This window comes from Novosphingobium sp. (genome assembly GCF_036733805.1).
Classification (GTDB): Bacteria; Pseudomonadota; Alphaproteobacteria; order Sphingomonadales; family Sphingomonadaceae; genus Novosphingobium.
Genome location: NZ_DAIMZT010000068.1, coordinates 1 through 13,526, shown reverse-complemented (window position 1 = coordinate 13,526; position 13,526 = coordinate 1). Strand labels below are relative to the sequence as shown.

Sequence of the window (13,526 nt, the reverse complement as noted above, 5' to 3'; positions counted from 1 at the left end):
GAACCGCTTTCCACGGTTTCGAACTAGTTGCCCTCGACAGAGAGGGGGTGCTTGCGGCAACAACCGCAGGCACGCCTTCTTGGTTAATTGCCGCGCCATCTCGATGGGGCGGACCCGGAATCGCGAGGGTGTTTTGATACGGAGTTGAATTGGCGATGAAAGGTTCACTTGGAGCTGGCCGGTTCGCGCGCCTGCTGGCGAGCGCGGCCATGGCGTCGATCCTGATCGGCGGAGCAGTGCCCGCGCTGGCGCAGGACAGCACGGACATCCGGCTGAAAAAGGTAGAGGCCGAAGTGCGGGCCCTTCAGCGCAAGGTCTTTCCGGGGCCGGACGGCAAATTCTTCGAGCCTGAAATTTCGCCCACGCCGACGCCTTCGGTTGCGCCGGGACAGCCGGCGACTACGCCGATCACTGACCTGTTGACGCGCATGGACGCGGTCGAGGCGCAGATGGCCCGGCTCACCTCCCAGGTTGAGCAGAACACTAACCGCATCAATCAGCTTGAGGCAAAGCTGGGCACGGGCGCGCCACCGGCGGTGGCCTTGCCGCCGCAGAATGCACCGGCTACGCCGCAATCCAACCTTGATGCGATGACCGGCGGCGCTTCGGCTCGCCCCGCTTCAGCGCCTGCTTCAACCAAGCCGGCGGCTGCCAAGCCCGTGGCCGCATCCTCCGCGCGCCTCGAAGCGGTAAAGGCCGTCGGACGGCCCCAGAGCGCTGATCCGGGCGATGACGAATACAGCTACGGCTATCGCTTGTGGGAAGCCAAGTTTTATCCTGAGGCTGAGCAGCAGTTGAAGCTGTTCCTCGAAAAGTACCCGAAGCATCCCCGCGCGAGCTGGGGGCGCAACTTGCTGGGCCGCGCTTATCTGGACGATGGGAATCCGGGCGAGGCAGCCAAGTGGTTCCTGCAGAATTACCAGGCTGACAAACGGGGCGATCGTGCGCCTGACAGCCTGCTTTATCTGGGTGTCGCGATGAAGCAGATGAAGGACACCAGGCGTGCCTGCATCGCCTTGGGCGAGTTCGCTCAGACTTATGCAGCGGAAGCAGCGGGTCGCCTGAAGAGCACTTACGATGCCACGCGCAATGGACTCTCTTGTAGCTGACGCGGAACCGCTGGAACGGTTCCGTGCCGGTCTGGCCGCACTCTGGCCGGAGGGCATCGGCAAGGCGGAGGCCAGGCTGGCTTTGGCGGTGTCTGGCGGGCCGGATAGTCTGGCGCTGCTGCTCCTGGCTTATGCCGTCCTGCCGGGGCGGATAGAGGCCGCTACCGTCGACCACGGCCTGCGTGCGGAAAGCGCGGACGAGGCCGCCGAAGTGGCCCGCATCTGCAGCCAGCTTGGCGTGATGCATGCCACATTGCGCGTCGATGTCGCCGCCGGCAATATCCAGGCTGAGGCGCGCGATGCGCGTTATGCGGCGCTGGCGCGGTGGATCGAGGAACGGGGGCTGGCCGCGTTGGCGACCGCGCACCATGCCGACGATCAGGCAGAGACGCTGCTGATGCGGCTTAACCGGGCGAGCGGCGTCGCGGGTCTGGCCGGGGCACGTGCGCGGGGCCAGGTGACTGGCACGACGATTCCGCTTTTACGTCCTGTACTCGATTGGCGCCGCGTGGAGCTGGCGCAAGTGGTGGCCGCAAGCGGCCTTGTGGCGACCGATGATCCGAGCAACGCGAATGACCGGTTCGATCGGGTGCGTATCCGTAAGGTGCTGGCGGACGCAGACTGGCTTGACATTGCAGCTGTCGCGCGCAGCGCAGCGCATATTGCCGAGGCCGACGCTGCGCTTGACTGGATGGCGGATCTTGAATGGCGTTCCTGCGTGAAGAAGGAGCCGATGGGCTTGCGTTATCGTCCGCAGGCGCCGCGCGCCGTGGCGCTGCGCGTTCTGGCGCGGATCGTGAGCGAACTGGGCTGCGGGGCACCGCGCGGCGGCGCGGTGGCGCGGCTGTTCGACACGCTGGTGGAAGGACGCCCGGCTTCTATCGGGGAACTGGTCGCGCGGCCCAACGCGGGCGGTTGGAGCTTTGCAAAGGCGCCCGTTCGGGCTGCGAAACGCAAGGATTGACCTGTCACCCGCCGACCAGATCGGCGCCTAGCCCCACCTGCTTGCCGCGCGTTATATAAACCTTGTCACCCAGGTGTGTGACCGCGAAGAGCCGGGCGGCAAAGGCTTCCGGCATGCCGACGCAGCCATGACTGGCATATCCCTTTTCCACTTTGGAGCCGTGCAGCGTCACGCCGTCGTCAGTCAACCGCTGCATGTAAGGCATCGGCGCGCCGGTATAGATACTGGAGACGTGATCCCGGTCTTTCTGCGTGATCGGGAAGACCCCCAGGGGTGTCGGCTTGTCCTCCGCGCCCAGCAGGACGGCCGTGGCGCCGATCTCGTATCCGCTTCGGAAAACCGAGAGCACGCGCGCTTCGAGATCGACAGTGATGACGATCGGCCCCTGTGGCGCATCCTTCTCGTCCCAATGCCACTCCCCATATTTGATAGGGCCTTCGATGGGCAGGATCCGCTTGATGACGAACGGTTCATCCTTCGCGGGTGGGACAGAGGCTGGCGTTGACGTCTGAGCCGGAGCCGGGTGCGCAGACGGCAGAGCTGAAACAGTCCCTTTCACCTTGATCGCCGCAACATCGGCTTCCGCCAACGACGCGGGTTCCGGGGTCGAGGGGGCCGCCGCTATAACCAGCACGCCCACGATTGCGGCAAGAGCGACGAAGCCGGAGGCGAGGAAGATACGTCCGTTCATATGATCGTTCCCAGACGATTCTACGCATGCGCTTTATAAAGCGAACAGCATTTAAGCGGCGGTAAAGCGCCGGGGCGGCGCAGCTATCAAACCTTGCGGTAGATGCCGTCGCGTAAGATCGAACTCGCCAGCTCCGCCACCTGTTCGAGATCGGCGTTGTCGGACCACACGCCATAGCGCAGGCCAAGGACGATGTTCATTCCCATAATCGCCCAGGCATGCGTTTCGTCCATCCCCTCCTTCAGCTCGCCACGCCGCACGCCTTCCATCAGGCGTTCATGAATACGCCTTGCGGCACTTTCGTAATGCTGCCGAAAGCTTTCGGGGTCGACGAATTCGCATTGGTCGATAATACGATAGATTTCCTTATGTTCGCGAACGAACTGCAGGAAAGCAACGAAAGTGGCGCGCTCTGCCTCGATCGCATCAAGGTCCGTTTGCCTTGCGTCTCGGGCCGTCTCGCGCACCTTTCGGCTGAGGTCATCGACGAGGGCGCGAAAGATTTCGTCCTTGGAATCGAAATAGGTATAGAAGCTGCCCAGAGCCGTTCCGGCACGGCGGGTGATGCCGGTGATGGAGGCTTCGTGAAAGCCGTGCTCCCCAAATTCGAGAGCGGCCGCGTCGAGCAGCTTGCGCAACGTTCGCCGCCCGCGTTCCGTTCGCGGGGCCTTGTCCGATTGTCGGGATTCCAGAGTGTCTGCTGTGGTCACGATGAAACAATTAGACGCCAATCGTTACATTGGCAAACCTCACGAATCGAATCATGATTCGATCATCGGCGCCTGAGAATGGTGGCGAAACACGAAGCGGCGCGTTACAGAGTCGTCATTCCTCATCGAAGGAGAGGAAACGCGATGAAGCTGCTCAAATGGGCCATAGGCGGCGCGTCCGCTTACGTGATCTACAAATACTCGATCGGCCGCAAGGCCAGGGGTGAAGACGTTTTCGTTACTCGAGAAAAGGCGGTGGAGAAGATTGCCGCGGAAACGGCCCCGGCGCGAAAACCCGCGCGACGCAAAGCCTCCCCTGCGAACAAGGCGTCGACAGCGGTAAAGCCGGCGGGCGGCTCACCCTCCGAAAAGCCCAAACGCAAGCGCGCACCGCGCAAGGTCGAAGCAAAATCCTAGGCCAACTTAGCTCAGCAACATTTCGTTGCGGTTTCGCATAAGGTCCGAAACGCGGCATTTCCAATCTTGCTGCACCACGCACGAGATTGGAGATCATGATGCTTTCCGCGTTTCTTTTCGCCCTTGCCGGCCTTTCCGCTTCCGCTCCGGCTCCGCAGGTCGCCTATGCTTCCGATAGCGCCCGCAGTTCAAAGGGGCATGGGCCGATCCCTGCCCGCGTCAGCGCGGGCGATCGGGAGCTTGGGCGCGTAATCGGGGCATGTAATCCCGATCCCCTTAAGGGACGTGCCTGCCGCCATCATCAAGCCAAGGCCGAAGAGAAGCCCGAACAGGCTTTTGCCGAGGCGCGGACCGAAGCCGCTGCCGGTGCGCCCTCGACGCGGTAATCCCGGCATAAGGCTACCGGCACAGCCCACGCATCCGCCGAGCCGGTTTGCCTGCCCGCCCCCACGCTCCTATATCATTGCAATTGCAGGCCAGATATGACCACAGCCGCCGCCCCCCGGTTCGCATTTTCCCAGGAAGCGATGACGACACCTCCCACTATCCTGCTCGTCGAGGACGACGGCGCGTTGCGGACCTTGACCGCGCGCGCCTTGCGCCAGAGCGGTTTCAACGTTCTGACGGCGGCGACCGGCGCCGAAATGTGGATCACCTTGCGTGAAACGGCGGTGCAGCTTGTCGTCCTTGACGTCATGCTGCCCGGCTCCAGCGGGTTTGACCTGTTCCGTCGTCTTCGCCGCGAAAGCGATGTTCCGATCATCTTCGTAAGCGCGCGCGGCGGCGAAGAGGACCGGGTGCTGGGGTTGGAGCTGGGCGCGGACGACTATCTCGCCAAGCCCTTCAGTACACGCGAACTGGCCGCTCGTGTCAGCGCCGTCCTGCGTCGCGGTGGTGGTTACGATAATGGCGGCGAGGTTCTACCTGACGGACGCGCGCCGGACACGATTCGCTTCGACGGCTGGCAGGTCTCGCTGGCGCGCCGGGAACTGCGATCGCCCAGCGGCGCGATCGTCGACTTGACAGGCGCTGAGTTCGATCTGCTTTCCACCTTCCTCGGCTATCCGCAGCGAGTTCTGGGGCGTGAGCGGCTGATGGAACTTTCCCGTTCTCGCATTGGCGATAGTTCCGATCGCAGCATTGACGTTCTGGTCAGCCGCCTGCGCCGGAAGTTGCAGGCCGACGGTTCTGAGCCGCCGATCATCACCGTGCGGGGCGTGGGTTACATGTTCAAGGCGGAAGTGACACGCGCCTGATGGCGGGCGGGCTCGCATTTCCGTTAAGGCGTCTGGGTCTGCCTGAGCGGCTGCTGGCGGTGCTTCTGCTGGTGTTGATTGTCGAATTTGCAGCCAATTCGTTTCTGTTCGATCGCATGAACTCGTTCGAGTTGCGCCGTGACGATGCCGAACGGATCGCACAGACCCTTGTGCTTGCCACGCGCACGCTCGACCGGGCCGAACCGGACAAGCGCAAGGCTGTCGCCAAGGCGCTGAGCACGGACGGTTTCGGCATCGAATGGGTTTCTCCGGGGGAACGTCAGCGCGGCTCGCTCGGCCTTGCCAACCTGCGAGCGCAAGTAATCGCGATTCAGCCGGAACTCGCCCTGGCCGATCTGGAACTTCATCTTGAGCAACTGCCGGGTCGGGGCAATATCGGCGGATCGGTGCGACTGACGGACGCCAGCGTGGTCCGTTTCCATACGCATGCCAACGCCGCATCGAAACTCCGGGTGGGGCGGATCGTCAGCATGTTGCTGCCAACGCTTCTGCTCATCGCGCTGGCCTGGGTCCTACTGCGAGCGACACTGCGGCCGCTGCGCGATCTGATCTGCGCCACGCGGCATCTGGGTTCAGGTCCGCCCCGGCCTGTGCCCGAACGTGGCCCGGACGAGTTGCGCAGTTTGATCCGGGCGCTCAATGAAATGCAGGAGCGCATTCATCAGTCGCTGCTGGATCGCACGCAAACGATGCTGGCGATCGGCCACGATCTTAAGACGCCGCTCGCGCGCATGCGGCTGCGCCTCGATGAAAGCGTCCTTGAACCGGAGGTGCGCGAAGGCATTTCGCATGACATCGACGAGATGCGCATGCTGCTTGAATCGCTTCAGGCTTACGTGGACAGTGACGGCCGCAATATCCCGGCGGAACGCATCGATATCGCCGTCATGGCCGAAACCTTGGTCGATGCCGCGGCCGATCATGGCGCGGATGCGACCTATCACGGAATATCGAACCTGGAGATGAGTGTCCGGCCGGTCGCGATCCGCCGGGCCTTGTCGAACCTGATCGAGAATGCGCTGCATTACGGCGGCAATGCCAGAGTTCAGGTGCGGAGCGGCGAAGGGGTGGCCGAGATCGTCGTGGAGGATGATGGTCCGGGCATCCCGCAGGAGCGCATGGCGGACGTATTGCAGCCGTTCGTGCGGCTGGATACTGCCCGATCGCGCGATACCGCCGGAATGGGCCTTGGCCTGCCTATCGTGCGCAAGGCCGTAGGTATGGAGAATGGCACGCTCGACTTGCTCAACCGCCCGGAAGGCGGCCTTCGCGCCACGATCCGTTTGCCGCTTCCGGCGAACTGAGCCTCGCGCTGCGCTGCAGCAAAACTTCGTTACCTTTCTGAAGAAACAGGGAAAATCACGGCACCTATTTCTGCGATGACGCCGGCGGTCAGGTGGCTGCAGGCAATAACACGCAAGAAAGGTGAGCAACGTGAACGAGCTGATCGGCCGCGTCTTCCATTTCGAGAAGTCGATTTTTCCCGCCCACGGCGAGCTTTTCGGGAAACTGACCACACACGGCCAGACACCCAAGGCGCTGATGATCTCCTGCGCAGATTCGCGCGTGGTGCCCGAGCAAATCATGCAGGCAGAGCCGGGTGACCTGTTCGTATGCCGCAATGCGGGCAACATGGTGCCGCCTTATGCCACCCTTAACGGCGGGGTGACGTCCACCGTCGAATACGCGGTGGTGGCGCTGGGCGTGCGCGACGTCATCGTCTGCGGTCATTCCGACTGCGGTGCGATGAAGGCTCTGAGCGACCCCAGCGGACTGGAAATGATGCCCAATGTCGCGGCCTGGCTCCGCCACGGTGCAGCCGCCGAACACATCGTGAGCACTTGCCATGAACATCTGGAGGGCAAGGATCGGGTGCGGGCCATCAGCCTTGAAAACATCATCGCTCAGATCGGGCACTTGCGCACGCATCCCACGGTCGCGGCGGCCATTGCTCGCGGTGAAATGACGCTGCACGGCTGGTTCGTCGATATCCATGCCGGACAAGTACTTGGCCTTGACGGCGATGCGGGTGAATTTGTGCCCTTGCGGGAGGACCGCGATCTGCCTGTCGCGCTCGCCCCACGTCCACGCGTCGCCACGGAATATGCCGAGGCTGCGCAATGAGCGCGACAGTCTTGAGCGCGGCACCCGCCGGTGCGCGAAGCGGTCTTTTCGCCCATTTTGGCCGGGATCTCACGGCCTCCATCGTGGTGTTCCTGGTGGCTATGCCGCTGTGCATGGGCATTGCCATCGCCTCTGGCGTGCCGCCGGAGAAGGGACTGGTCACCGGCATGGTCGGGGGCCTGGTGGTCGGTATGCTGGCGGGCTCGCCTTTGCAGGTCAGCGGACCGGCCGCGGGCCTTGCCGTCATCGTGTTCGAGTTCGTTCGCGAACATGGACTGATGGCGCTCGGCCCGGTGCTGCTCCTCGCCGGGCTGTTTCAGGTCGTTGCTGGCGCCTTTAGGCTGGGCGGTTTGTTCCGCGCGATCAGCCCGGCGGTCGTTCACGGCATGCTCGCCGGGATCGGCGCGCTGATCGTGATAGGTCAGTTCCATATCCTGTTCGATGCCAAGCCGCTTTCCAGCGGGCTTGAGAACATGGCGATGATGCCGGCGCGCGTGCTGGGGCTGGACTTCGCCAAAGTGGGTGCGGCCGAACTGGCGCTGATGCTGGGCATGCTGACCATCGCTGTTATGCTGGGTTGGGAAAAGGTGCGCCCCAAGTCGATGACGTTGGTGCCTGGCGCGCTGTTGGGTGTTGTCGCCGCGACGGCGGCGGCGTGGGGCCTGAACCTGGGCGTGGCGCGCATCGCCGTGCCGGAATCGATCGGCTCTGCCTTTGCTCTGCCCGGCAGCCTGGACTGGTTCGCTCCCCTGGCGCAACCGTCGCTGATTGTCACCGCGCTTGCGATCGGCTTCATCGCGAGCGCCGAGACCTTGCTGTCCGCCGCTGCCGTCGACCGCATGCATGACGGCGTGCGCACGAAGTATGACCGCGAACTGAGCGCTCAGGGCGTGGGGAACATGCTTTGCGGCCTCTTCGGCGCATTGCCGATGACCGGGGTGATCGTGCGCAGCTCCGCCAATGTCCAGGCGGGGGCGAAGACCCGCCTTTCGACGATCCTTCATGGTGTATGGATTCTCGCCTTCGTGGCCCTGCTGCCCTGGCTCCTGCGACAAGTTCCGATGGCGGCGCTGGGCGGTGTGCTGGTGGTGACCGGCTGGCGGTTGGTGAGCCTCAAGCACGTGCGGCACTTGTTTCAGGCGCACGGCTTTCTTCCGGCTGCGATCTGGACGGTCACTTTCGTCTTGGTGGTCACCACGGATCTGCTTACCGGCGTGCTGGTCGGCCTTGCGCTTTCGGCGCTTGAGCTGCTGCCCCATTTTCGGGATCTGCGCCTCAAGGTGCATGAGCACCGCAATGACGAGGAAAGCCGTATCGCGCTTCACGGAGCGGCCACTTTCCTGGGCCTCGCGCGCCTCAACGCGGTGTTGGAAAAGCAGCCGGCGGACCGCTCCGTCCATCTCGATCTCGTGAATGTGCGGGCGATAGATCACACTACCGCGGAGACGCTTTCCGAATGGCTTCTCCGTCGTCGCCAATCGGGGCGCAGTGACCGCGTGACCGGCCCGGACGCGATCTTGCGGGCTCTGCCTGTTGCCGCCTGACCATGATCCGGCGGCCGGATCCCTCACCTCCGGCCTCCTTCACCTTGCGGGCGGATGCCAAGTGCATCCGCCCGGCTCTGTCTCCGGGCGGCTCCAGGTAGGGAAACACTTTGTCGCGCAGAGGCCAACGCGGAGACAACTTCGGTCATTAGTCAGGGCGGGCCGGCGTGAAACGGGCGCGCGGTGCAGCAGCGCCCGGCATGTCAGCCGCAGGACGGAACAGGCCACGACAACATGAGGGTGTTCCGACAATGATGATTCGTTATTCCGCCGGCCGCTTTGGCCTTGGCATCGGCTTTGTTGCCCTGTCCATGGCGGCCGCCTTCCCCGTAAGAGCGCATGAAGAGGCGCCGCGTGCGATCACCATCTCCGGTAGCGCGACTTTGGTGACCGATTACCGCTTTCGCGGCGTGTCCCAGACGGACAAGGAAATGGCGGTCCAGGGCGGGCTTACCGTGACGCACGTGAGCGGGTTCTATGCCGGAACCTGGGCCTCCAACCTTGCCGGCTGGGGCACCTTCGGCGGCTCCAACATGGAGCTTGACCTTTATGGCGGCTATTCGACCCCGATCGCCAGCGGCCTCAAGCTCGACCTCGGCCTCACCTGGTACATGTATCCCGGTGGGGCGAGCAAGACGGACTTCGCCGAACCCTACGTCAAGCTTTCCGGCGATCTTGGCCCTGCCAGTGTGCTCGTCGGGGTTGCTTATGCTCCTAAGCAGCAGGCACTCGGCCGCGTCTTCGACAGCGGCGCTTCCTACTTGGCCGGAACGCGGGACCATCCCGGCGCCAAATCGGACAACCTCTATCTATGGACCGATGCCAGCGCAGGGATTCCTGCTACGCCCGTGACGGTCAAGGCTCACTTGGGCTATTCCAACGGCAATTCCGGCCTGGGACCCAACGGAACCAGCGTTGCCCCGACTGGCGAATACCTGGACTGGATGCTCGGCGCCGACATCGCAGTCGGTCCGGTGACGCTGGGCATGGCTTACGTGGACACCGATATCTCGAAATCCGAAGCGGCCCACCTCCAACCCAACTTCGCCTCGACCAAGAACGGCTCCTCAATCGCCGGATCGACAGTGCTATTCTCGCTTTCGGCGGGCTTTTGATTGCCGACGAAGGTCAAGCCACCGGCCTTCAGGAGCGAAAGCGACTGCTGGCCGGTGAAGGGCATGCGTTGCGGCCTGTAGAAGCCAGCACGCGAAAATCGCGATTTTTGAAGATCTCGGCCCAGCCTGGCGCACCGCGCAAGGGTTGAGGACTGCGCAAGATCGCATGGGTGATGTGAAATTGACAACGCAATCGGCTGAGCCTTTCCGCATCGATATCCTCGAAGCCGGATTTCACCTGGTATATGTTCTGAGGATTGTTGATGCCTGAGATAGCTTCCAACCGGACATACCATTCAAGTAGCCCCGCCCGGTTTATAGGCAATGCCTTGTAATCGGCTATAATCGCCCGTGCGGCCTTCAGGCGGAAATAATCGAGATCGGGGGGAATCAGAAACAGTGCGTCAGGTGGGGTAGATCGCTTCACAAAGGCAAACACATCGTCTTCCTGGCGTGCGGGCGGCGACGTAATCAGGAGTGAATAACGCGATTCTTCGCCGGCGCTAGGCTGAGTCAACACCGCAAAGGCAAACGCGGCCAGCAGCAGACCGACAACAGAACGATAGCCGGAAAATCTATAACCGAATGCGTGACGCATGAAGGCTAGAACGAATAGCCCGCCTAACACGGCCGCTGCAGGTTCGAGCCCGGCAGTCGGCAAGATCTGCTCTCTTAGGGGGATATTGGGCAACGCTATGGCGGGAAGCGCCACGAAGCTCAGCCGCAACAGGCTGCTGTCGCGCTGCGTTAAAGGTATTGGCTCCTCCCCCTCAATCATGCGTATGGCGCCGATGATCGTCACCAGCGCGGCAATCAACATCGCAAAAGGGGCGAGGCGCCAGATGAATAGGCGAGCGATGGTGGGGATGAAAACGAGGGTGGTCAGCGCTGTTGCCGACCAGATGAGCAACCCCGCAGCGATCTGGATTGCCCAAATAACCCGACGCGCAGCCGCATCGGGAACAGCACGGCGGGTCCAGATCAGGCCGAGCAGTTCCCAGATGAAGAAAATGGGCAATTGGCGAAGATAAGCCCGCGGATAATAATGAAACGGCACGGCGAAGCGGAAAAATATCCAATCTGCTTTAGCCGCTAGTGAGGGTGAATCGGCTTCGCTTTCAACTGACAGAATTAGCGGGAGAAGCAGCATCGCTAAAACGAGGCTGGGCCAAAGCACCTTCAGCAAGTCGGCGGCGAGGTCCTTCGACGCAAGGTTCCGTAATGGCCGCTCCTGAGCAGCAGTCAGGACGTGGGCAAGGCCGAAAAAAGCCATATTCAGAACGAGAAAATTGACGTGAAAAGCTCCTGCTAGGCCAAGCCAGAAGCCACATCGTGTCAGCTTTCGTTCGAGCAGGTCAGCCAGCGCCGCGATTGTCGCAGCCGCCGCGATACTAGAAGGTTGGAGCGAGGGAGAAAACAGGTAGCTGTTGCCGATACCGTAGAACGTTACTGTAGTCAGTAGAACCGAGATGAAGACAATCAGTACGGCCAGCGCATGTGGTGCACGTAGCAGTCTGATGATCCTGAAGCAGGCATGAATCGCCATCGCCGCAGTGAGAATGTTGAGGACTGCCAGCCCCGTTTCCAGAATGCGGAGTTTCGCCAAGATGACCGTGAGCGCGAAGAAGGCGTAGTGATAATGCCTCACCGATCGCAGCCACCAATCTCTCGCGAGATAGGTGGGATCGGCGAGGTGAAGACCTGGAGGCAGATAGGTCGGGTGATTGCTTTCGGTGCTGAAACCCGACACGCCGATAGCTATGCCGCCCAGTATGCATATGATCCAGACGAGGGTGGTCGACCTTGGCCCGCGTCGTAGTTCGGTCATACTTTTCGCCAAATGGACACTGTAGCGAAGGATAAGGCTTTGCCCAGCCGCGTCTTCATTAGAAGACGGTCAATAAAAGGATGGAGTAAAAAACCAGTGCTACCTCATCACCAGCGCAGGTCCCCTCCGGAGGGAATTTGAACGAGTGGTTTTCAAAGGCGGCTTGGTGCTGTCGCTCTATATCGGATGTCACTTCGCCTAACCTCAAGTTTTGGGCTGATATACCAACCCGACGACGATAACGCCTGCCAGGATCAGTATCATGCCGGCGATATGCAACAGTGTTATGCGTTCCTTGAGAATAAACCAGCCGGCGAATTGTGTGCCCAGCATCAAGCAGCCTGCGGCCAGCGGAAATGCTTGTGACATGGGCATGATCCGCAGGATCACACCGATCCAAATTAGGAACCCACCGACATACAACCCAAAGCCCAAAAGCCCCTTCAGGCTGAAGAGGGGTTGGGCATCTTTTATCATTGTCATCCCGGCAACACTGATGACCGTGTAGAAAAGAAGGAGCCCAGCGCGGAATATTTCATTTTGCATCATCGGTCGCCCTGCGCTCCCGTGCGGGGGGGGGGCGCCACCTGTTTCGGCGATGTAATAAGGCGGGCGGTGGCGCGTTTCCTTCAGGACCTGGCCGAGATACTCGCCGATCATTCCCAGTACCAGCAATTGCATCGTTCCGATAATCAGCGTGACACCCAGTGTCGATGCCCAGCCAGGCACACCGGTTCGGCTGACGAAATAGACATAAAGGACATGGGCCAGGAAGGCCGCACTGGCGAGAGCGGTGAGAAATGCAAAGTAAGTCGCCAAGCGCAGCGGCCGAACGCTGGTACTGACCACGCCGTTCAGTGCCAGCTTCGTCATCTTGCGCAGCGTATATTTACTCTTGCCGTGAATGCGCGCGCCGGGTTGGTAATCGATCGCCACGACGCGAAAACCGAGCGTCGGGATGATACCGCGATAGAATAGGTCTGCTTCCGGCAAACGGTTGAGGATGTCGACCACGTTCCTATCAAGAAGGCGAAAGTCCGAACTTCCAGGCATCAGTTGCAGGCCGGAAATACTACTCAGAAGCTTGTAAAACCAGCGCGAGGTCAGGCGCTTGAATAGTGACAGTGACTTCTGATCCTCCCGGATGCAATTGACGATATCCGCCCCGGCCTGCCATTGCCTCACCATGTCGCCGATCAATTCGGGCGGGTGCTGAAGATCGGCGTCCATGCAGATCACGCAGTCGCCAGTTGTTTGCTCCATACCCGCCCTGAGCGCGATCTGGTGGCCGAAATTGCGTGACAACGAAACGAACCTCAGTTCGGGATGTGCATTGAGGCTGCGACGCAGCGCGTCCCGCGTGTCGTCGCTGCTGCCATCGTCGACAACGACGATCTCCACATCATCGAAAGAAGCCATGCCTTCGGCCAGGCGACCGAGCAGAAGCGGAATATTCTCTGCCTCATTATATGCAGGGATCACGAGGGAGAGCGTGAAGCCTTGCGATCGAGCCAACAATGCCTCCTGTGCTGAACGATGATTGCACGTCGCTCATCGCGCAGGAAGCACGCGTAAGAGGAATTGGACGCGGCCGCTACCCGGTCCGGACAGATTTTCACAACCCTGTCGCTAGTTTCCTGGCGGGAGTGCTTTCGAAGAAGCTGGTGCCGGCTAGAGGCTTCGAACCCCTGACCCCCTGATTACAAATCAGGTGCTCTACCAACTGAGCTAAGCCGGCGCCTTCACG

At 61.5% G+C, this 13,526-nt stretch carries 13 protein-coding genes and 1 tRNA gene; 9 read left to right on the top strand and 5 right to left on the bottom strand.

The features are described 5' to 3' along the window. The first annotated feature begins 155 nt into the window (after nt 1–155). Both V7D69_RS13630 and tilS read left to right on the top strand, forming a co-directional pair. Nucleotides 156–1,109: a tetratricopeptide repeat protein gene (locus V7D69_RS13630; RefSeq protein ID WP_333606072.1), complete on the top strand. Its 954-nt coding sequence runs from the start codon at nt 156–158 to the stop codon at nt 1,107–1,109. Beyond that, nucleotides 1,090–2,073 carry a tRNA lysidine(34) synthetase TilS gene (gene tilS, locus V7D69_RS13625; protein WP_333606071.1) on the top strand — a complete coding sequence of 328 codons (984 nt, stop codon included), beginning with the start codon at nt 1,090–1,092 and terminating at the stop codon, nt 2,071–2,073. Before V7D69_RS13630 ends, tilS begins: the two co-directional genes overlap by 20 nt. Before the next feature lie 4 nt (nt 2,074–2,077). Here tilS and V7D69_RS13620 read toward each other — a convergent pair whose 3' ends face one another. Together V7D69_RS13620 and V7D69_RS13615 are read right to left on the bottom strand one after the other, a co-directional pair. Continuing rightward, on the bottom strand, nt 2,078–2,764 hold the full coding sequence (locus tag V7D69_RS13620; RefSeq protein WP_324063305.1) for a L,D-transpeptidase family protein: 687 nt from the start codon (nt 2,762–2,764) through the stop codon (nt 2,078–2,080). A gap of 86 nt (nt 2,765–2,850) precedes the next feature. Then, nucleotides 2,851–3,474 (bottom strand): TetR/AcrR family transcriptional regulator, encoded by a 624-nt coding sequence (locus V7D69_RS13615; protein WP_414690993.1) that lies wholly within the window; start codon nt 3,472–3,474, stop codon nt 2,851–2,853. Between the two features lie 144 nt (nt 3,475–3,618). On the opposite strand from V7D69_RS13615, the gene V7D69_RS13610 reads away from it, so the two are divergent. The 7 genes from V7D69_RS13610 (at nt 3,619) to V7D69_RS13580 (ending at nt 9,951) form a co-directional block, all read left to right on the top strand. After that, on the top strand, nt 3,619–3,891 hold the full coding sequence (locus V7D69_RS13610) for a hypothetical protein (RefSeq protein ID WP_333606070.1): 273 nt from the start codon (nt 3,619–3,621) through the stop codon (nt 3,889–3,891). Nucleotides 3,892–3,986: 95 nt separating this feature from the next. Beyond that, nucleotides 3,987–4,277, top strand: coding sequence for a hypothetical protein (locus V7D69_RS13605; RefSeq protein WP_324063311.1), 291 nt, complete (start codon nt 3,987–3,989; stop codon nt 4,275–4,277). Between the two features lie 141 nt (nt 4,278–4,418). After that, on the top strand, nt 4,419–5,147 hold the full coding sequence (locus V7D69_RS13600) for a response regulator transcription factor (protein ID WP_324063313.1): 729 nt from the start codon (nt 4,419–4,421) through the stop codon (nt 5,145–5,147). Further along, the gene (locus V7D69_RS13595) at nt 5,147–6,472 is read left to right on the top strand and encodes an ATP-binding protein (RefSeq protein WP_333606069.1); all 1,326 of its coding nucleotides are present in this window, start codon (nt 5,147–5,149) and stop codon (nt 6,470–6,472) included. The genes V7D69_RS13600 and V7D69_RS13595 overlap by 1 nt, the downstream gene beginning before the upstream one ends. 130 nt (nt 6,473–6,602) lie before the next feature. Further along, nucleotides 6,603–7,292 (top strand): carbonic anhydrase, encoded by a 690-nt coding sequence (locus V7D69_RS13590; RefSeq protein ID WP_324063317.1) that lies wholly within the window; start codon nt 6,603–6,605, stop codon nt 7,290–7,292. Next, nucleotides 7,289–8,836 (top strand): SulP family inorganic anion transporter, encoded by a 1,548-nt coding sequence (locus V7D69_RS13585; RefSeq protein WP_333606068.1) that lies wholly within the window; start codon nt 7,289–7,291, stop codon nt 8,834–8,836. The genes V7D69_RS13590 and V7D69_RS13585 overlap by 4 nt, the downstream gene beginning before the upstream one ends. Before the next feature lie 251 nt (nt 8,837–9,087). Beyond that, entirely contained in the window at nt 9,088–9,951 is an 864-nt protein-coding gene (locus V7D69_RS13580) for a TorF family putative porin (RefSeq protein WP_414690994.1), read from the top strand. A 28-nt stretch (nt 9,952–9,979) separates the two neighbouring features. Here the strand turns inward: V7D69_RS13580 and V7D69_RS13575 are convergent, their stop codons facing one another. The 3 genes from V7D69_RS13575 to V7D69_RS13565 all read right to left on the bottom strand — a co-directional run bounded on the left by V7D69_RS13575 (nt 9,980) and on the right by V7D69_RS13565 (nt 13,517). Next, entirely contained in the window at nt 9,980–11,557 is a 1,578-nt protein-coding gene (locus tag V7D69_RS13575; RefSeq protein ID WP_333606067.1) for a DUF6798 domain-containing protein, read from the bottom strand. 426 nt (nt 11,558–11,983) lie between these two features. After that, complete coding sequence (locus V7D69_RS13570; RefSeq protein WP_333606073.1) at nt 11,984–13,261, bottom strand: glycosyltransferase; 1,278 nt, start codon at nt 13,259–13,261, stop codon at nt 11,984–11,986. 180 nt (nt 13,262–13,441) lie between these two features. Next, nucleotides 13,442–13,517 (bottom strand) — tRNA-Thr (locus V7D69_RS13565). Nucleotides 13,518–13,526 lie beyond the last annotated feature (9 nt).